16 protein-coding genes are annotated in these 19,449 nt (G+C 70.5%); 8 read left to right on the plus strand and 8 right to left on the minus strand.

The genetic code is table 11. From position 1 onward, the window contains the following. The first annotated feature begins 64 nt into the window (after nt 1-64). Nucleotides 65-1,675 carry a bis-aminopropyl spermidine synthase family protein gene (locus KOI47_RS06675; RefSeq protein WP_216214908.1) on the plus strand — a complete coding sequence of 537 codons (1,611 nt, stop codon included), beginning with the start codon at nt 65-67 and terminating at the stop codon, nt 1,673-1,675. 21 nt (nt 1,676-1,696) lie between these two features. On the opposite strand, the gene KOI47_RS06680 is transcribed toward KOI47_RS06675, so the two are convergent. Beyond that, complete coding sequence (locus KOI47_RS06680) at nt 1,697-1,945, minus strand: SHOCT domain-containing protein (protein ID WP_232376579.1); 249 nt, start codon at nt 1,943-1,945, stop codon at nt 1,697-1,699. Nucleotides 1,946-2,141: 196 nt separating this feature from the next. On the opposite strand from KOI47_RS06680, the gene KOI47_RS06685 reads away from it, so the two are divergent. Continuing rightward, nucleotides 2,142-3,143: a hydroxyacid dehydrogenase gene (locus KOI47_RS06685; protein WP_216214910.1), complete on the plus strand. Its 1,002-nt coding sequence runs from the start codon at nt 2,142-2,144 to the stop codon at nt 3,141-3,143. A 3-nt stretch (nt 3,144-3,146) separates the two neighbouring features. Here the strand turns inward: KOI47_RS06685 and KOI47_RS06690 are convergent, their stop codons facing one another. Genes KOI47_RS06690 through KOI47_RS06700 form a run of 3 tightly spaced genes read right to left on the minus strand, consistent with a single transcriptional unit; the run spans nt 3,147 to nt 7,257 of the window. Continuing rightward, nucleotides 3,147-4,475, minus strand: a complete 1,329-nt coding sequence (locus tag KOI47_RS06690; protein WP_216214912.1) for an amidase — start codon at nt 4,473-4,475, stop codon at nt 3,147-3,149. Next, nucleotides 4,472-6,097, minus strand: coding sequence for an amidohydrolase (locus KOI47_RS06695; RefSeq protein WP_216214914.1), 1,626 nt, complete (start codon nt 6,095-6,097; stop codon nt 4,472-4,474). The genes KOI47_RS06690 and KOI47_RS06695 overlap by 4 nt, the downstream gene beginning before the upstream one ends. Before the next feature lie 26 nt (nt 6,098-6,123). Further along, nucleotides 6,124-7,257, minus strand: coding sequence for a hypothetical protein (locus tag KOI47_RS06700; RefSeq protein WP_232376580.1), 1,134 nt, complete (start codon nt 7,255-7,257; stop codon nt 6,124-6,126). A 164-nt stretch (nt 7,258-7,421) separates the two neighbouring features. Here KOI47_RS06700 and KOI47_RS06705 point away from each other — a divergent pair, with 164 nt between their 5' ends. Further along, nucleotides 7,422-8,498 carry a LacI family DNA-binding transcriptional regulator gene (locus tag KOI47_RS06705; RefSeq protein WP_232376581.1) on the plus strand — a complete coding sequence of 359 codons (1,077 nt, stop codon included), beginning with the start codon at nt 7,422-7,424 and terminating at the stop codon, nt 8,496-8,498. Nucleotides 8,499-8,516: 18 nt separating this feature from the next. Here the strand turns inward: KOI47_RS06705 and KOI47_RS06710 are convergent, their stop codons facing one another. After that, complete coding sequence (locus KOI47_RS06710; RefSeq protein ID WP_216214917.1) at nt 8,517-9,422, minus strand: helix-turn-helix domain-containing protein; 906 nt, start codon at nt 9,420-9,422, stop codon at nt 8,517-8,519. Between the two features lie 313 nt (nt 9,423-9,735). Here KOI47_RS06710 and KOI47_RS06715 point away from each other — a divergent pair, with 313 nt between their 5' ends. The 5 genes from KOI47_RS06715 to cobF all read left to right on the plus strand — a co-directional run bounded on the left by KOI47_RS06715 (nt 9,736) and on the right by cobF (nt 16,077). After that, the gene (locus KOI47_RS06715) at nt 9,736-12,834 is read left to right on the plus strand and encodes an NACHT domain-containing protein (protein ID WP_216214919.1); all 3,099 of its coding nucleotides are present in this window, start codon (nt 9,736-9,738) and stop codon (nt 12,832-12,834) included. A gap of 186 nt (nt 12,835-13,020) precedes the next feature. Further along, entirely contained in the window at nt 13,021-13,434 is a 414-nt protein-coding gene (locus KOI47_RS06720; RefSeq protein ID WP_216214921.1) for an STAS domain-containing protein, read from the plus strand. A 79-nt stretch (nt 13,435-13,513) separates the two neighbouring features. After that, nucleotides 13,514-14,053 (plus strand): hypothetical protein, encoded by a 540-nt coding sequence (locus KOI47_RS06725; protein WP_216214923.1) that lies wholly within the window; start codon nt 13,514-13,516, stop codon nt 14,051-14,053. A 151-nt stretch (nt 14,054-14,204) separates the two neighbouring features. Further along, nucleotides 14,205-15,281: a chitinase gene (locus KOI47_RS06730; protein WP_216214926.1), complete on the plus strand. Its 1,077-nt coding sequence runs from the start codon at nt 14,205-14,207 to the stop codon at nt 15,279-15,281. Nucleotides 15,282-15,294: 13 nt separating this feature from the next. Then, entirely contained in the window at nt 15,295-16,077 is a 783-nt protein-coding gene (gene cobF / locus KOI47_RS06735; protein WP_216214928.1) for a precorrin-6A synthase (deacetylating), read from the plus strand. Between the two features lie 4 nt (nt 16,078-16,081). Here cobF and KOI47_RS06740 read toward each other — a convergent pair whose 3' ends face one another. The 3 genes from KOI47_RS06740 to KOI47_RS06750 are packed head-to-tail and all read right to left on the minus strand — an operon-like array spanning nt 16,082 to nt 19,299. Continuing rightward, complete coding sequence (locus KOI47_RS06740; protein WP_216214930.1) at nt 16,082-16,633, minus strand: cob(I)yrinic acid a,c-diamide adenosyltransferase; 552 nt, start codon at nt 16,631-16,633, stop codon at nt 16,082-16,084. Continuing rightward, nucleotides 16,633-17,415, minus strand: a complete 783-nt coding sequence (locus KOI47_RS06745; protein WP_232376582.1) for a helical backbone metal receptor — start codon at nt 17,413-17,415, stop codon at nt 16,633-16,635. The genes KOI47_RS06740 and KOI47_RS06745 overlap by 1 nt, the downstream gene beginning before the upstream one ends. A 27-nt stretch (nt 17,416-17,442) precedes the next feature. Next, on the minus strand, nt 17,443-19,299 hold the full coding sequence (locus KOI47_RS06750; RefSeq protein ID WP_216214932.1) for a Xaa-Pro dipeptidyl-peptidase: 1,857 nt from the start codon (nt 19,297-19,299) through the stop codon (nt 17,443-17,445). Nucleotides 19,300-19,449: the final 150 nt, after the last annotated feature.

A 19,449-nucleotide genomic window follows, 5' to 3' on the forward strand; every position in this document is an offset into this window, starting at 1 on the left:
CTGGCCCGATGAGGTGCGGACGAGGGTTCGGTTCCGGGGGCGGCACGCGGGGTGCCGTGCAGGTATGACGAGTCCGCTTGGGGTGTCGGCGGCCGAGTTGCGCGACACCATGGAAGGTTCCTGGGGTATCGACCTGCCGCTTGGCCTGGGCGTGCTGGAGCTCCTTGCCGAGGGCACTCCGTACCGGATGGCCGAGCTGGTCGCCCGTTCCGGGGTCTCCCGCGAGGGGGTCAAGCAACTGCTCGGGCTGCTCGGCGCGGCCGTGTCCACCGAGGACCGCGCGGTCCGGCTGCGGGCCGGGGCGCTGGCGGAGCTCGGTCCGCTGTTGGCCCGCCCGGACCGGCAGGCCGAGGACCTGCTGCGGGCGGTCGTCGAGGCCGCCAGGGCCGACCTGCCCGCGCCCCGCCGCGACCTCGACCATGTTCCGGCCACAGTGGACACAGTTGTGCACAGGGCGTTCTGGCTGACCGAGCGGTTCCACCTTGCCGGGCATCGGTTGCTGGTGCTCGGTGATCGTGACCTGACCGGGCTGGCGGTGGCCACCCTGCTGCCATCGGCGCGGGTGACGGTGGTGGATGTGGACGACACGGTGCTCGAGGTGGTCGGGGCGCATGCCCGGCGGGCCGGGCTGGAGGTGCGGACCTGGTTCGCCGACTTGCGGCTGGGTTTGCCGGAACCGGTACACGACAGTGCGGACCTGGTGTTCACCGACCCGCCGTACACCGCGGACGGTATCGGGCTGTTCGCCCGGCGCGGGCTGGAAGGGCTGCGGCGCACCGGCTGGGCCCGGATGGCGATCTGCTACGGCAGCGGGGAGCGGCAGGTCGAGCTCAGCTTCCAGGTGCAACGCGCGCTGACCCGGCTCGGCCTGATGCTGGAGGCGGTGCTGCCCCGGTTCAACACCTACCACGGCGCCGAGGCGCTGGGCTCGGCCAGCTCGCTGTACCTGTGCCGGCCCACCAAGCACTCCTGGAAACAACTCGGCGCCGAGGACGGCAAGCTTCGGATCTACAGCCACGGCACGAGTTCGCTGGAGTCGGCAGGCAGGCTGCCCGCGGAGGTCCTGGACCGGCTGCCGGACACCGGGACGGAGCTTCCGGTCGGTACCGGCTGGGGCCGCGACCCCGCCATGCCGGTGCCGGACTACCTGGCCACCCTTACCGGCGAGGCCACCGGCGTGCGCAAGCGGGCGAACTCCGGCGCGGTGTGGCTGGACCTCACCGCGGGCTTCGCAGGCCAGCTTCCGCGGGTGCTGCTGTGCGGGCCGGGCAGGGAGCTGACCGTGGCGGCACCCACCGGAGCCCAGGACATCCTGGCCAGGTACCCGCACCTCGACCGGTTGATCCGGGAGGGGTACCGGCTCGAGGTCCGGCGGCTGGACGGCAGGGTCACGATGGTCACCCGCCGCGGCGAGGACGACGGTTCCCCCGTCGCCGCGGCAGCGGTGGAACTGGCCAAGCGCACCGGGGCGGTGGCCGCCAACGCCCTGCGGGAAGCCCTGATCACCGGATGCAGGGCGGCGGGGCGGCAGCTGAGCAAGAACGAGGCCAGGGCGTTGCTGGCCGAGGCAGGGCTGCCCGCCGCCACGCAGCTGGCGCGGCCGGCCGAACTACCGCTCACCGAACTCGACGCGGTGGCGCGGGTGCTGCTCGGCACGCTGGACCGGCCGCACTGATCCGGCTGTGGATTCCCTGGCTCACTCGCGCAGTGCGGCCCTGCGCCTGCGATACTCCTCCTCGTCGATCTCGCCGCGGGCGAAGCGCGCGGCGAGGATGCCCTCTGCCGGCTCGGCTTCCGGCGCCGCCGGGGTGCGGTCCGGGCGGGCGAGGCGCCGCAGCAGCAACACGATGACGGTGACCAGGCCACCCCAGAACAGGACCATGGCCACGATCATCAGGATCCACCCGAGCCAGCCCTGGCCGGGATGGTCGACGTACCAGTGCACGACAGCCTCCTCGGAATTGATGGCATCCGAGCTTCGACCCTGGCCGCCGTCAGGGAACAGGGCAGGAGGCACCCGGCGCGGGGGACGTTGGTCCTGCCAGGAAGGGGCCAAGTCCCGCATTCTCCCGAATCCCGGCCTGGCTAGTTTCGGTGCGGGCGAGAACGCCCGGCGCGCAGGGACATAGGGAGAGGGCGAGATGAAGGTATCCGTTTTCGAGGCCGAGGAGTGGGAACGCGCGGCCTTCCAGCGGTTGAGCGCGGAGCACGAGGTCCGGTTCGAAGCGGCGCCACTCGACCAGGAACTGGCCAGGAAGCACGCCGATGCCGAGGTCATCTCGACCTTCATCTACTCGGCCATGGACGAGAAGGTCCTCGATGCCTGCACCGGCCTGCGGCTCATCGCCACCCGCTCCACCGGGTTCGACCACATCGACATGGACTCGTGCCTTCGGCGCGGCGTGCGGGTCGCAAACGTGCCCACCTACGGGAAGAACACCGTGGCCGAGCACGTCTTCGCGCTGCTGCTGGGGCTGAGCCACCGACTGGTCGATGCCGTCGAGCGCACCCGGAGAGGCGACTTCTCCCAGTCCGGGCTGACCGGGTTCGACCTGCTGGGCCGCACCATGGGCGTGATCGGCACCGGCGATATCGGCAGGCACACCATCCGGCTCGCCAAGGGGTTCGGCATGGAGGTGCTCGCGGTGGACACCGCGCCGGACGAGGATCTCGCGCCCACGCTCGGCTTCCGCTACACCGGAATGGCGGAGCTGCTGGCCGGGTCGGATGTGGTCAGCCTGCACGTACCGGCCTGCCCCGGCACTCACCACCTGCTCGGGCCGGAGGAGTTCCGTGCGATGAAGCCCGGCACGATCCTGATCAACACCTCCCGCGGCAGCGTGGTCGACACCACGGCCCTGCTGCGGGCGCTTTCCGACGGCACCGTCGCCGCGGCCGGACTCGACGTGCTCGAGGAGGAACCGACCGTCCGCGAGGAGGCCGAGCTGGTGCGTTCCGTGTTCGCGCGGGATCACAACCTGGAGACGCTGCTTGGCGACCACATCCTGCTGCGGATGCGCAACGTGCTCATCACGCCGCACACGGCCTTCAACACCCGCGACGCCGTGCACCGCATCCTCAGCACCACCTGCGACAACATCCTGGCCCACGCCGCGGGCCGGCCGCGCAACCTGGTCCACTGACACTCACAGCAGTTGGGCGAAGGTGCTGGCGGCGGTGAGCAGGGCGCGTTCGGTGAAGTGCCTGCCGACGAGCTGGATTCCGGCGGGCCGGTCCGCCGCGGCGGTCGCGGGCGGGACGCTGAGCGCGGGATGCCCGGTGTGGTTGAACAGGGAGGTCAGCGCGACCATGGCGGCGGTCGGGTCCTCGGGGGCGTCCCGCCGCGGGACCGCGCAGGTGAGCGTGGGCATGGCGAGCAGGTCGACGCCATCGAGCAGGCCGTTCACCTGCTCCCGCAGCCGCCCTCGTTGCTCCTGCGCGGCGAGGTAGTCGGGCACGCTCACCTCGCTCCCCGCGGTAATGGCGTCCCGCATCGGCTGCTGGTACCGGTTCTCCGCCGCGCCGAACCGGCGCAGGTGGTAGCCGGCCAGCTCGCTGCTCAGGATGGTCCAGTGCGCCTTGCCCAGCTGCTCCAGGTCGGGCAGCTGCACCGTGCTGACCTCGGCACCACGGCCGCGCGCGTACTCGACGGCGGCGCCGAAGGCTTCCCAGGCCGCCGGGGCGCAGTCGAGTCCCGCGGGAACGCCGATCCGGTACCGGCACTCGCCGCCGGTCACGGTGCCGTCCAGCCCGGCAGGCCGGGCAGGCAACAGTGCCTCCAGCACCAGCGCGGTGTCCGCGAGGGTGCGCGCCAGCACGCCGGGATGGTCAAGGGAGGGAGCCAGCGGGATGATCCCCTCGGTCGGCAGCAGCCCGTGGGTCGGTTTCAGCCCGGTGATGCCGCAGCATTCGGCCGGGATCCGCACACTGCCACCGGTGTCGGTGCCGAGCGCGGCCGAGCACAGGCCCGCCCGCACCGCGACCGCCGAGCCGCCGCTGGAGCCGCCCGCGGTGAGCTCCTCGTCCAGTGGGTTGCGGGCCGGGCCGACGGTGGTCAGCGTGAATTCGTCCAGCGTGGTCTTCCCGATGATGATCGCGCCAGCGGACTTCAGCGCGGTGACCGTGGCGGCGTCCTGCCGGGCGATATTGCCGCGCAGCACGGCCGAGCCCGCCTCCAGCGGCAGGTCCAGCACGGCGGCGCAGTCCTTGACCGCCACCACGATCCCGTCCAGCGGGCCGCGCCGCCGCCCGCCCGCGATCCGGTCGGCCGCCGCGCGCGCAGCCGCCAGCGCCTGCTCGCCTGCCACCGTGGCGAAGGCATGCAGCCTGGAGTCCAGCCGCTCGATCCTGCGGAGTGCGGCCTCGGTGAGCTCGACCGGGGAGACCGCGCCCGATTCCAGCAGTTCCCCGACCGTCCTGATCGGAGCGAACAGCAACCGCTCTTCCTCGGTCGCCGCGGTGATGTTGTCGTTCACGATGGCTCTCCTTGCTGCTCATCGGCCGCCCACACCTGCTGCCCGCCGACCCAGGTGGCGAGCGGGCGCAGCGCGTCCAGCCGGGCCGGTTCCGCGGTGAGCGGGTCTTGTTCGAGCACGACGAAATCGGCGAGCATGCCCGGCGCCAGCCTGCCCTTCACGGCCTCCTCGCCGGAGGCGTAGGCCGAGCCGACCGTGTAGGCATGCAGTGCCTCGGTGGCCGACAGCCGCTCGTCCGCGCCGAGCACCGTTCCGTCCTGCGCCTGCCGCGTGGTCATCGACCGCAGCGCGAGCAGGGGCTCCAGCGGCCCGCACGGGTAGTCCGAGGAGCCTGGCACGGTGAGGCCCGCCGCCAGAAATGTCCGATGTGGACACATGGTGGCCGCGGTTTCCTTGCCGTAGTGCGCGATGAAGTTGTGCCCGTGGTAGTGCACGAATGCGCCGAACGGCACGGGGACGACCCCGGCCGCGCGCAGCCGCCGCGCGGTGGCCGCATCGGCCATCGAGCAGTGCTCGATCCGGTGCCGTCGGGTGCCGGGAACCACGTGCTGGGCCGACTCGATGGCCGCCAGCACCTTGCCAACCGCGATATCCCCGTTCGCGTGCACCGCCACGGTGCTGCCTGCCGCGTGCACCTCCCGCACGGTCCGCTCGATCTCCTCGTCCGGCATGAGCTGGATGCCCCGGCCCGCGGCCGTGCACAGGCAGGTCCCTCCCGAGGATGCCCCGTCGGTCATCATCTTCACGCCGGTGAAGCGCAGCCACTCGTCCCCGAGTCCGGTGCACATCCCCAGTTCGGCCGCGTGCCGGAAGAACTCGTACCACAGCAGCATCCCCACCCTGGCGGTGAGCAGGCCCCTGCGCCTTGCCTCCTGGTACACCCGCCAGTCCTGCGGGTGCACCATCGCGTCGCAGACCGAGGTCACCCCGGCGGCGTTGAACCGCCGGAGCGTGCGGACCAGCGCGGCGACCCTGGTGTCCAGGTCGGGCTGGGGGACAAGGGCCTTCCTGCCACCGTGGCCGAGATAGGCCTCCATCCACGCCCGCTCGTGCACCACCCCGTCCAGCCGCCCGGCGGCGTCCCTGCCGAGCCTGCCGCCAACCGGATCGGCGGAGTCGTCGCCGTAGCCGCCGGCCCGCAGCGCGGCGGAGTTGGCCACGGCGGCGTGGTAGGAGTAGTGGATCACCAGGACCGGGTGGTGCCGGGACACCTCGTCCAGCAGGGCCCGGTCGATCCGGTCGCCGCCCTCGGTACGGGACAGGTCGAAGTTGTGCCCGACGACCCATTCGCCAGCCGGAGTGCGGGCAGCCAGCCCGGCCAGCGCCTCCCGCACGGCGGTGGCACTCGGGGTGCGATCCGGTGCCAGGTCGACATAGAGATCCTCGCTGGTGTGCAGGCTGGGATGGGCGTGCGCGTCGTTCAGCCCCGGCACCATCGTGGCCGGGCCGAAGTCCACCTGCCGGGCCCGCGGGAAGCGTCCGCGCAAGGTGTCCCAGCCGCCCGCGTCCACGATCCGCTCCCCGGCGATGGCGAGTGCCTCCGGCTCGGGATCGGTGAGCGAGCGGATCCGGCGCGCCCGCACGAGGGTGATCGGCGCTTCGGCGAGGGGGTGGACGGTCACGGCGGCTCCCTGAGCTGGTTGACGGATCAGAGCAACCCGGCGGCATCCGGGATACCCATGATCCCGATACCGACCAGGGTGGTCGCGGTCATCGAGGCGACACTGCCGATGAACGGATGGAAGTCCGACGGCAGCCGGGCGATGATTGCCCTGGCGAGCGGGGGCCCGAGCAGGGCGCCGAGCGCCGCACCGCCGAGGATGACCGCCCAGCTTCCGCCATAGGCGAGCACCGCGGCCGGGGCGAGGGACACCACCGGCACGAAGGTCGGGTACCAGCCGTGCCGCCGCCAGCGGTCGGCGTGCCACCAGCAGCCGAACGCCGCGGTGAACAACTGCGCGCTGAGCATGGCGGGCAGCAGGCCCGATCCGTATGCGGGCGCGCTGGGATCGGCGGCCCATGCGACGAGCAGCCCGGCCAGCATGCCCACCGAGGCCCACTCGTTGCCGTAGAACTGAGCCTCGGTGAAGTCGGCCAGCATCCGCCGCGGCAGCCAGGAGGCCCGCGGCCGCGGCCGCTCGGCAGGGCCCGCCTCCGGCGGGGCGGGCCGCACCATCCACGGCAGCCTGCGGCACAACGCGAACGCGACCAGCGCGCTGGACCACATGCCGGTGACGTTGCCGACCACATTGGGCAGCTCCAGCGGTACGCAGACCCAGTTCACCGCGGCCAGCGCGAGCGGGGTGCTGAGCACGCCGCCCAGCACGGCGGCCGTGCCTGCCACCCGCCAGCCCGCGCCGTACACCAGCACCACTGCGGGAGGGACGGAGACGAACGGGACGAAGGTCGGCTGCCAGGACCCGGTGCGGGTCCACCACCACAGCGCGTGCGAGAGCAGCAGGCCGCCCAGCGCGGCGGCCACCACCCAGGGCAGCAGGCCGCTGCCGTAGCTGATGTCGAAGCCGCGCAGGCGAAGCCGGCGCCGCGCGGCCAGATGCGCGCCAACCGCGAACACCAGCATGCCGATGCCGGCCGGTGCGGTGGCGTAGAACTGCGCCTCGGTCAGGTCGCCGAGAAAACGCCCGAGCCAGGAGGTCTCACCAGGCCAGCCCGCGTCCCCCGCGGTCAGCCGCCGCGCCAGCATCGGCAGCACCAGGCCGACGGCGGCCGCGACCGCGCAGCAGCACAGGAACGCAGGCAGCAGCCGGATCCGGGTCGTCATCGGCCGCCGGGCGCCTACCGGTGCTTCGTTGGAACCCGCAGGACGCATGCCCTCACCACCCTCGTCAGGGGCGCGCAAACAATTGGCTATAACGTTTGCGCGATTGAAGCCGCGCGCGGGCTCGCTGTCAAGGGCCGTGCCGGGGTCCATGGCACGATCGCACTGTGCACGGTGAGGATGACCAGCGGATTCAGGAACAGCGAAACCAGGAAGGCGAAACCGGCAGGGCCCCGGCCCGCCGGGCGACCCTGGCCACGGTGGCGAAGTTGTCCGGGTACCACGTCTCGACCGTTTCCCGGGTGCTCAACGGCTCCACCGTGCCCGGGGTCCGATCGGCCTCCTCGGCCACGGCCGAGCACATCAGGCAGGTCGCGCGCGAGGTGGGGTACGTGCCGAACGCGCAGGCCGCGGCGCTGCGCAGGCAGCGCACCCGGCTGCTCGGCGTGGTGATGGCCCGGATGGCCGACACCGTGCTGGCCACCATCTACGAGGGGATCGAGCGCGCCGCGGCCGGTTACGGGTTCCAGACGCTGGTGACGAACTCCTGGGACGACCCGGTCACCCGCGGGGAATGCGTGGACGTGCTGCTTTCCCATGGCGTGGACGCGATGATCCTCGGCGACTCCCCTGTGGACGGCGGCTCACTGGACGTCCTGACCGAGCACGGCCTGCCGTTCGTGCTGGTCAACCGCAGGGCAGCGGACCATCCGGCGATCACCTGCGACGACTACGCAGGCGGGCGGATGGCGGCCGAGCATCTGCTCGAGCTCGGCCATCGGCGTGCGGCGGTGCTCGCCGGCCTGCCCTACGCGAGCAATGCCATCGAGCGCACCCAGGGTTTCCTCGACGCCTACCAGGAGGCCGGGCACCGCATCCCCGGTGGCCGGATCGTGCAGACCACCTTCGACACCGCGGGTGGCCGGATGGGCGCCGAGCGGCTGCTGCGCGCGCGCAGCAAACCCACCGCGATCTTCGCCGTGAACGACGCCGCCGCGATCGGTGTCCTCGGCTGCCTGCGGGACCACGGGATCGAGCCGGGTCGCGAGCTGTCCGTGGTGGGCTTCAACGACATCCCGCTGGCCGCGGAGCTGACCGTACCGCTGACCAGCGTGCGTTCCCCGATGCAGGCGATCGGCGAGCACAGCGTGCACACCCTGATGCGGTTGATGGGCGGGGAGTCCGTGCAGAGCATGCGGCTGCGGCCTGCCCTGGTGGCCAGGGCCTCATCGGGTCCGCGGTAGCTGGCCGCCAGCAGGCCCTCACTCCCAGCACCAGGAGATGCCGTAGACCCCGGGGGCGGCGTTCGGCACGAAGGTGTGCACCGTCATGGCGTCGTCGGTGAACAGGCGCCCACGCTCGGCCGGGACGGCCGGGCCAGTGGGGTGGTGGTACTCGTAGCAGCGGGCAGGCCGGGCGGCGGGGTCGAAACCGACCCGGATCAGGCAGCTGTGCATGGTGCTGCGCAGCCGCCGCTCGTATCGCCGGGAGGGGGCGGTGCCGGTGGCGAGGATCGTGTCGTACTCGATGACGGTGGTCGTGTCGCTGACCAGGGTCCGGCCGAACAGGATCTCCGCGGCCAGGTAGCCGTTGTCCTTGTCCACCCGCACCTCGCCCAGCCTGCCGATGCGGACCCGGATGTCGGTCGGCAGGGCGTCCCCGTCGTCGATGGCGTGCACCAGCAGGATGCGATCCTGCGGCTCCGCCACGGCACGGACGACCTGGGTCGTGGAGATCGAGCGCAGGTTCCTTCCGGCGTCCACGGTGCAGAAGTCGGACACGCTCAGCACGCTGATGCCCTTGCCTGCCCGGTCGAGCAGCACCGCCGGCTGGGCAGGCTCCTGGCCTCGGCGCGGGCTGCTGCTGCCGCGCCCGCGCGATTTCGACGATGGCAGGAGATCCAGCAGCGTACTCGGTGGCAGGCCGAGGATCGTCTCGATCTCCCGCAGCGCATGCAGGGACTTGCGTCGCTCCGGCCTGCTGCGGCCCTGCTGCCAGTAGCTCAGCGTGGCAAGGCTGACCCGCACCCCGCGCGCGGCCAGCCGGCTCTGAATCCGTTCCAGGGTGAGTCCCCTGCGATGGATTGCCGCACGTAACGCGTCGGCGAAGTTCTCCTGCCGCAGTACCTGCGCCGGTCCCGGCTCAGCCGAGGACGTGGACCTGGTCATCGGGGGGCTCTTCGAATGTGACGCACTGCCTCACCTCGCGACGGCCGACGGTGGACCGGGCGAGCATTATTGCTCGCCGCGACGGGACTGGCAACGACCTCGGGTTTTGCGTGCGGCTCGATGAATTCGGTGCCGGTAATTTTGCGGTGGCCGCCGGTGATCATGCGCGAACGAAATGTTCGTGTTCGTCATTTTCTAACCCTGTGAAAGGGTTTCTGATATTGCCGATTCGCCCGGTGTGCCGATACGTGTCGACTAGACTGCGTAGCGTGGAAGTCCGTGCCCGACCGGTCCGGAGTGAGGAACGACATTGTTGTCCAGGAGGTTCTCCAGGCGAGGAAAGGTCGGCCTGCTCGCCGCAGCGACCGTACTGCCCGCGGTCGCGGTGGGCATCTGGTGGCGGCCGATCATCGGTCATCCCGCGGTCACCGGCGCACTGCTCGCCGGCTACGGCCTGGTGCTGGCCATCGGGCGGGAGCTGTGGAAGCGCTGGCAGGTCCGGATCGTCGACTGGATCGAGCAACGGCTGGGCAGGCTGGCATCCCGGTTCGAGCAGCACTACCGGGAGTTCGTGCTGAACAGCCTGCGTTTCGTCGATCTCAAGGGCCTCACCACGATCGGCTTCTGCACCCCGGAACTGGATGACGTCTTCGTGGACATGGGCCTCGCCCGGCATGCGGCGAGCAAGGCGGAGGAAGGGGTGCTCGGCAGGCTGCCCGAGCACGTCACCGAGCGATTGTCGGTCCGGCAGCTGCTGGACCGGCCGGACACCCAGATCTTCGCCGTGGTCGGGGTCCCCGGCAGCGGCAAGACCACCCTGCTGCGGCACACCGCACGGCAGATCTGCCAGCGCCCGGCGCAGCGCACCGTGCCGATCCTGCTCTACCTGCGTGACCACGTCCGCACCATCGTCGGCAGCCCGGAAGTCACGCTGGTCGAACTGCTGCGCGGCACCCTTGGCCGCTATGCCGCCGCCGAACCTCCAGGCTGGTTCGAGCAGCGGCTCCAGCACGGCGGCTGTGTGGTGCTGCTGGACGGCCTGGACGAGATCGCGCTGCCCGCGGACCGCAGGCAGGTCGCCGACTGGATCGAGCACCAGACCACGCAGTATCCGCAGAACGCCTACGTGGTCACCTCCCGGCCGCGGGGCTACCGGGAGGCGCCGATCAACGGCGCGCAGGTGCTGCAGGTGCGCAGCTTCAGCTACGCGCAGGTGACCGAGTTCGTGCACGGCTGGTACCTCGCGGTCGAGAAGCATGCCGCGGGAGTGCTGGACGAGGGTGCGCGGTTGCGTGCCCAGTCGGCTGCCGACGACCTGCTGGAGCGGCTCAACGGCGCGCCCGAGCTGTACGACCTGACGGTCAATCCGTTGTTGCTCACCATGATCGCCAACGTGCACCGGGACAGGGGCGCCCTTCCTGGCAGCAGGGCCGGGCTGTACAGCGAGATCTGCCAGGTCATGCTGTGGCGGCGGCAGGAGGCCAAGAAGCTGGACAGCACGCTCAGCGGCCCGAAGAAGGAGGTGCTGCTGCGCGGGCTCGCCTTCCGGATGATGCGGCAGCGCGTGCGCGACCTGCGGCGCGAGGACATCCAGGAGGAGTTCGACGGCACCCTGCTCCGGATGTCCGAGCAGGTGACCGCGGCTGACCTGCTGGCCGACGTCCGCCACCACGGGCTGCTCATCGAGCGGGAGAACGGCCTGTACTCCTTCGCCCACCAGACGCTCCAGGAATACCTTGCCGCCGCACACATCCAGGACAAGGGACTGGCCGGGGTGCTGGAACAGGCCGTGGACGACACCTGGTGGCGGGAGACCACCGTGCTGTACGCGGCGATGTCGGATGCCGATCCGATCGTCCGTGCCTGCCTCGAGTCCGGCAGCGTCACCGCGCTGTCGCTGGCCTTCGACTGCGCCGAGGGCGGCCGCGAACTCGCGCCGGAACTGCGGCGGCATCTCGATGAGCTGCTGACCTCGGCGTTGACCCCGCGGGCCGATCCCGAGCTGCGCAGGCTGATGATCCGCGTGGTGATCACCCATCACGCCCGGCACGTGACCCGCACCGCCGATGGCGGGCGGGTGTGCTCGCGCCCGGTCACCGATCGGATCTTCCGGCTGTACCGGCAGGAAACCACCCGCGGCACGGAGGCGCCGCAGCCGAACGGGGCGGAGGGCACGCAGCGGGACGGGGACGCGCCGGTGGTGGGCGTGCGCTGGCGCGATGCCGCCGCGTTCGCCAGGTGGATCAACGACATCACCGATGGGGAGCCCGGCTATCACCTGCCCACCCGCGCGGAGCTGGACGACCCCGCGGTCCGCAGGGCGCTGCCGACGTGCAGTGCCTGGATCATGCCGGAGCACGGCAACGGCGTCTCCGCGCTGTGGTCACCTGCCGATTCGGCGCATCCGCACGCCGTGGACGTGCCGAGCCTCACCCGGCATCTCGGTGCCGACATCGAGCGCTCGATGCCGCAGCTGCTGCGGTTGCTCCTGCTCGGCTGCATGGTCACCGTGCGCTGCCTGGAACACGCGCGCACCGTCACCCACACCATTCACACCGAGTACCTGCAGCAATGGGAACGGGCGTTCGACCACGTCGACCACGATCACGGGGCGCTGCGCAACCTCGCCAGGGATGTCGAGGCCGCGCATGAGCACATGCTCGGCATCGCCAAGGACCTCAGCCGGACCATCGAGACGGTGCGCGCGCTCGACCCCGCCGTGCCGCTGGACCACAAGCGCGTCCGGGCGCTGGTCAGCGACCTGAACAACGAGCGCACGCTGAACGAGTACGAGTACAAACTCGCCGAGGAGAGCGAGGACTCCCTGGTGCGCCTGCTGGAGCGGGCCGTCGCCGCCATCGGCGCGGATCATCCGCTGGAGCGGCTGGTCCGGGTCAGCCAGGCCCGCGCGCGGGAGCTCGCCGCGGACGCGGACTATGCGGAAGCGCTGGAACACACCCTCGGCAGCGCACTGGCCCGCTCCCTTGCCAGGGTGCTCGACGACGGCGCGCGCCGGGATTGGGCGGACCGGCTGGGCAGGGAACTCGTCGCCACCACGCGCATCCCGGAGACGGAGTTCGTGGTGTACCCGGACACCCTGGCGGAACGGCTCCGGGACGGCTGCACGGCGATGCGGGAGCGCTTTCCCGGCTCCTGGGCCGCGGCCGTGGCCGGCGCGCTGGAGGACGCGGCGGGGCCCGTGGTCAGCAGGCCATGGGAACGGCGGCTCACCGGGGACGCCATGGCCGCCATCCGGCTGGCGGCCTTCTGCCTCGCGGCAGAGGCCGGGACCCGGGGTGCCGACCGGTTGCGCGCGACCTTCCTCGAGATCGCGGCTGGGGTGACCTTTCTGCAACGACACGCCACCGAGGAGGGTCTTGTCACCCAGACGATCGTGCTTGCCATCGCGTAGCCACTCCGCCATTCGGGGCACCCGGGCTGGCCACTGTGTCCGGTGACTACTAGCGTCGGCCGGGCCCGGTAAGGAAGTCACCCCAACGACATCGTGACGGTGACCGATCAACAGGAAAGGCCGCTGGACTCGGCGGCGACAGAGGGTTGGGGGTGCTGAGTTCGGACGGTCCGGTGAGGAGTGATCATGCAGGACTACTTCGCACTCAGCCCGCCAGGGTACGGCTGGCAGGACGGCGCCGAGCCGTTCTCGGTGACCGTGGCGCGCACCGGCGAGGGCTGCGTGCTGGCGATCGTGCTGGGTGAGATCGACGCGATCACGATTCCCCGGCTGGACGAGGAACTCGCGTCCTACCCGGACGGCGAGACCACCGCCGTCGTGGTCGACCTGTCCCGGGTCTCGTTCTGTTCCGTTGCCGGGTTGCGCCTGCTCGGCGACCTGCTGGAGCGCACCAACCGGGTCGGCGTGCCGCTGGAACTGGTGGTGGAAACACATCCCGTGCGGCGCGCGCTGACCTGCGCCGGCCTGGACCGGAAGTTCTCCGCGCACGAGACCCGCGCCGCCGCGCTGGCCGCGATCGGCGTCGACCGGGTCGGCTGACTACCCCGCCGCGCGGCTCCGGATCCGGTACGGTCACCCCGAACATTGGCTCGTAACATGCCGAACCTGGGGGAGACCGATGTCCGAACCGGCGGATCAGCGCGCCGACCCCGCCGCCGCACTGCCCGGTCGCCAGCCGTCGCCGCTCCGTTCGGCGCCGGTGCGGGTGGCGCTGGCCGCCGCGACCGGCGCGGGCCTCGTCCTGGCCTGGTCGGCCGTCTTCCAGCTGACCGGGCTGCCCTTCTTTGTCGACGGTGCCGACTTCCGGTGCGAAGGGATCGGTTGTGCCGCCGCGCCCTTCGGTGCGCTGTTCGTCAACCTGATGCTGACGGTGAGCCTGGTGTTCGGCGTCTCGGTCGCGATCTCCTGGCTGGTGCTGCGGCTGGCACGAGTGGATCAGGCATGGCCGGTGGTACTACTCGGTCCGGTCGCCACCCTGTTCGTGGTCTGGCTCGGCGACCGCGTCCTCGCCGAGGCGACCGTCGCAGCCACCGTCATGGTGGCCCTCGGCTACGCCCTCGCCGCGTACCTCACCGCGCCGACCCTGCGCCGGAGTACCCGGATCGCGTCGGTGGCCGTCGTGCTCGGTGTCGCCGTGCTCCGTGCCCTGACGGAATAGCTCGCGGGCCGAACCAGTGTGCCGGTGCGGTCCGTTCCGCTGAGCCATTCAGGCCGATACTTAAGTTCGTTATCCCAGTGGTCGTCTTGCTTTCCATGGAGATCCCGGAGAAATTTGTCCTGACGGCGAGACACCGAGAAGGAGGCCGGAGATGGCTGGTCCGACACGTCGCCTGCTGGGAATTGGCCTTGGGATTGCGCTCACCGCAACGTTTTCGGTCGGCCCGGCGACCGCGGCCGCCGCGCGGACCGTGCCGGAGCAGGCCGAAACCTGCGCCGTGAAATCGAAACCGGCCGGGAAGGTGTTGCACGGTTACTGGGAGAACTGGGATGGCGAGGCGAACGGAGTCCATCCGGGAATGGGCTGGATTCCGATCACCGATCCGCGTATTCGCCAGCACGGCTACAACGTGATCAACGCCGCGTTTCCGGTGATTCTTTCCGACGGCACCGTGCGGTGGGAGGACGGGATGGACCGGACCGTCAAGGTCCCCACCCCGGCCGAGATGTGCGCCGCCAAGGAGGCCGGGCTGACCATCCTGATGTCGATCGGCGGTGCCACGGCCGGGATCGACCTCAGCTCGCGCGCCGTCGCCGACCGGTTCATCGAGACCGTGGTGCCGATCCTGAAGGAGTACAACTTCGACGGGATCGACATCGATATCGAGACCGGGCTGACCAGCAGTGGCAATATCAACCAGCTCTCCACCTCGCAGGCCAACCTGATCCACATCATCGACGGGGTGCTGGCGCGGATGCCGTCGAACTTCGGCCTGACCATGGCGCCGGAGACCGCCTATGTCACCGGCGGCAGCGTGGTCTACGGCTCGATCTGGGGCGCCTACCTGCCGATCGTGCAGAAGTACGCGGATAACGGCAGGCTCTGGTGGCTGAACATGCAGTACTACAACGGCAGCATGTACGGCTGCTCCGGGGACGCCTACCAGGCGGGCACGGTGCGCGGGTTCACCGCGCAGACGGACTGCCTCGACCGCGGGCTGAACATCCAGGGCACCACGATCCGGGTGCCCTACGACAAGCAGGTTCCCGGGCTGCCCGCACAGCGGGGCGCAGGCGGTGGATACATGTCCACCGGACTGGTCGGGCAGGCATGGAACCACTACTCGGGCGCGCTGAAGGGCCTGATGACCTGGTCCATCAACTGGGACGGCTCCAAGGGCTGGACCTTCGGCGACAACGTCCGCTCCCTGCAGCGAAGGGCCGCGTGACAGACTGGCCCGCATGAAAAAGATCCTCGTGATCGGCATCGGTGCGGGCGACCCTGAGCAGATCACCGTCCAGGCGATCAGGAAGCTCAACGAGGTGGACGTGTTCTTCCTGCTGGACAAGGGCCAGGCCAAGGAGGACCTGGTGCGCCTGCGGCGGGAGATCCTGGACCGGTACATCGAGCAGCCGTCCTACCGGGTGGCGGTGGCCGAGGATCCGCAACGGGACCGCACCGCGGGTGACTACGTCGGTGCGGTCCGGGAGTGGCACCAGCGCCGGGCCGATGTGTACGAGGCCCTGATCCGGGACGAGGTCGCCGAAGGCGCCTGCGGCGCGGTGCTGGCCTGGGGCGACCCCACCCTCTACGACAGCACCATCACGATGCTGAACCTCGTGCTGGAGCGAGGCACGGTGGAGTTCGAGTTCGAGGTGATCCCGGGGGTCAGCAGTATCGCCACGCTCACCGCGCGGCACCGCACCACCCTGAACCAGATCGGCAGGCCGGTGCAGCTCACCACCGGCAGGCGGCTGGCACAGGGCTTTCCGGACGGGGTGGACGATGTGGCCGTCATGCTCGACGCGCACTGCACCTTCGCCGAGCTCCCGGAAACCGGCCTGGACATCTACTGGGGTGCCTACCTCGGCACCCCGGACGAGATCCTGGTCTCCGGACCGGTCGCCGAGGTCACCGACCGGATCCGGGCCACCCGCGCCGAGGCGCGCGAACGCAAGGGCTGGGTGATGGACACCTACCTGCTGCGCAGGCAGGCCGCCAGCACGGAGGAGCCGCCGGGGTAAGGGGTCAGCTACGCGGTGCCCAGGGGATCTCCGCGATACCCGCCTCGTGGTTGGCATAGCGGGCCAGTACGAACAGCAGGTCGGCGAGGCGGTTCAGGTAGGCCGAGACCTCGGGGCTGACCTCCTCGGCACGGCGCACCGAGGCCACCCTGCGCTCGGCCCGCCGGCACACCCCGCGGGCGAGGTGGATCTGCGTGGCCCCTGGTGTGCCGCTGGGCAGGATGAAGTTCCGCAGCTCCGGCAGCTGCTGGTCCAGCTCGTCGATGGCGGCTTCCATCTCCGGAACCTCGTTCCCGGTCAGCCGGGGAACCGAGGCGCCGGACCCGGTGCGCTCCGGGGCCATCAGCTCACAGCCCACCACGAACAGGGTGTTCTGCGCGGTTTGCAGGAGTTCCGCCACGCCGTCCGGCACCCCGTTCGCCACGGCCACTCCGATCGCCGCATTCACCTCGTCCACCGTGCCGATGGCCTCCATCCGCGCCTCGTCCTTGCCGAGCCGCTTGCCACCCCAGATGCCGGTTTCGCCGGAGTCGCCCTTGCGGGTGTAGATCTTCACTAGGCACCTTTTCCGATCAGACCGAGCTGCTCGCCCAGTACTTGCTTGGCGTCCACGAGCGAGGGCCCGTACCAGGTGAGGCGGCGGCCGTCCACCACCCTCGCGTTGCCGGGGAACTCAGCGGGCCCGTCCTCGGCCGAGAACGGGTACGGCTCGTCCGGCAGGATCACCAGTTCGGCGCCCGCGGCCTGGATGTCGGCCAGCGGCATCCGCGGGTAACGGCCGGAGTGCCCGGCGTACACGTTCCGCACGCCGAGCCGCCGTAGCAGGTCGGTGGCGAAGTTGTTGCTCCCGACCACCATCCACGGATCACGCCACACGCAGATCACCGCGTCGGTGACCGGATCGGGCACCGGCCCGCCGAGCTGCCGGTTCGCCGCGGCCAGCCAGTCCGGGACCTGCCGGTCCAGCGCGACCGTGCACAGCCGGTCCAGGGCCCGCAGCGCGCTGTCCACGTCCTCCACCACGGTGACCCAGGCCGGGATCCCGGCCTGGGTCAGCCGTTGGTGGTCGAGTTTGCGGTTCTCCTCCTTGTTCAGCAGTACCAGGTCGGGGGCCAGCTCGATGATCCGCCGGACGTCCGGGTTCTTGGTGCCGCGCACGCGCTCCACCTCGAGGTCGGGCGGGTGCGTGCACCAGGTGGTGGCCCCGGCCAGCAACTGCCGGTCGGTGGCGGCCAGCGCGTCGGTGAGCGAGGGCACCAGGGAAACCACCCGGCGCACCTGTCGCGGGAGCCGGACCTCGAGGGACATATCGTCCAGCTCGGTACGCTCGCGGGCCATGCCATGATCCTATCCGCCCACCCGCCGTTACCTGGGGTGGCCGAGGGCTTGGGCCAGCGCGGGCGGGCCGCCGGCGACCGGCAGGGTCAGCTTGCTGGCACCGAGGGTGACCAGCACGGTGGCCCCGGCGGCGTCGGTGGCGATGTAGGACTCGTCATTGGCCACCAGCACCACGCCGATCCGGTGCCCGGCCGGGAAGACGTAGTCCTTCGGGTGGGTCTGCCAGTCGACCTCGTACTGCAGCCCCGGCTGCAACGGCTGCTCCTCGGTCAGCCCGTTGCGGTTCCTGGTGTCGATCGACCCGCGGGTGACCACGGAATAGGGATTGTGGTTGCGCAGCATCGTGGACGGCTCCGCGCAGCCGGTGCGCTCGGCCACGTCCCGCAGGGTGCAGGAAGTGGCGAACAGTTCGGCTGGCGTCTTGTCCTGCGGGATCAGTGGCTGGTTGGGGCCGTAGTCCACCAGCAGCGCGGTCAGCGGGGTGCCGGTGCGGTCCGCGGCCATCTTCACCCGCAACGACGGCGTACCGGAGATGCGCAGGTCCCGCTGTAGCGGCCTGGTGGTGAAGGCCAGCCGGTGCGGGCGTTCCTCATCAGGCTCGGCGACCATCATGTTCTCGCTCTGGTCGAGATCATCGGTGAACCGCCGGATCCGCTCGCTGTCGGGCCGGGTCGGCAGCAGCCGGTTGTACCGCTCCAGCCACAGGTCGGAGTCCTTCGCCTCCGGTGCGGGCCAGTCCCGGTAGGTCTCCCAGTGGCCGTCCGGGCGCTGCAGGTCGACCATGGGCTCGTCCATGATCCCGTTGTCGATGCCCTGCAGCCAGTAGTCCATCCAGGCCGCGATCTGCCGCTGCCATTCCCGCGGCCGGACCGAGATCGGGTCGGTGTGTGCCTCGCGGTGCAGCCACAGCTTGCGCGGCACGTCCTGCTCGGCGAGCACTTCCCACCAGCGGGAGAAGTGGTTCGGCTTGACGTTCCAGTCCTCCTGGCCGTGCACCACGAAAACCGAGGCCTTGACCTGTTCCGCCGAGTCCCGGTAGTTGCGGGCCTGGTAGAACGGGGTGTAGTCGTAGCTGCCGTCCGCGGCGTCGTTCCCGAGCTCGGTCAGCACCTCCCGGCAGGCCGGCCGCTGTTGCCTGCTCACCACGTACTGGCCGAGCCATTCCGGATACCGGTAGCCCCAGGCGCCGCGGTATCCGATGCCCTGGTCGCGGGCGTAGTCGTACCAGCTGGAGATCGCGGCGATCGGCACGATCGTGGTGAGGCCGTCCACCCCCGCGGCCGCCGCGGCATTGGGCAGGGTGCCGTTGTAGGAAACCCCCACCATGCCCACCTTGCCGGTGCTCCAGTCGGCGCGTACCTCGCTGCCGTCCGCGCGGTATCCGGGGGTGCGCCCGTTCAGCCAGTCGATCGCCGCCTGCACGCTGCGGGTGTCCTCCGGCCCGCCGGTGGCGGGGCAGCCGGTGGAGCGGGATGTGCCCTGCATCTCCACCTCGACCACGGCGTAACCGCGGGGCACGAAGTAGTCGTCGTACCACCGGTCGAAGCCCATCGGGATCCGGGTTCCGTTCGCCGTGGCCGCGGTCCCCGCGAGGTCGTAGTACGGACTGGCCTGCATCACGGTCGGCACCCGCAGGCCACCTGCCGTCTCCGCCGGCCGGATGATGTCCAGCGCGATGCGGTCCCGTTCGCCGTCGGAGTCGGAGTCCATCTCGGCGGGGACGTAGACGGACTCGACGATCGCGTTCACCCTGGAGAACACCGGCTGGGTGGCCCCTTCCCGGACCTCGATTCGCTGCTCGTCCGGCTGTGCCTGCGAAATTCCCGCCGTGGAAATTGCTACCATGATCGAGGCCGCGAGAATCGTGACTCTTCGCAATTTCATGCAGTTCCTCCCCTTGGTCAGGAATGCGGTAAAGCGCACCGCTCCTCGGGGCATCCTCGCGTCGATCGCGTGGAACACGGTAGCTACGAAAGTCTGCGCCGGTCGCTGGTTTACCTGCCGATGCAGGGCTATTCCGGAAACTGTTGAGCA

The sequence above is a fragment of the Amycolatopsis aidingensis genome (genome assembly GCF_018885265.1).
GTDB classification, from domain to species: domain Bacteria; phylum Actinomycetota; class Actinomycetes; order Mycobacteriales; family Pseudonocardiaceae; genus Amycolatopsis; species Amycolatopsis aidingensis.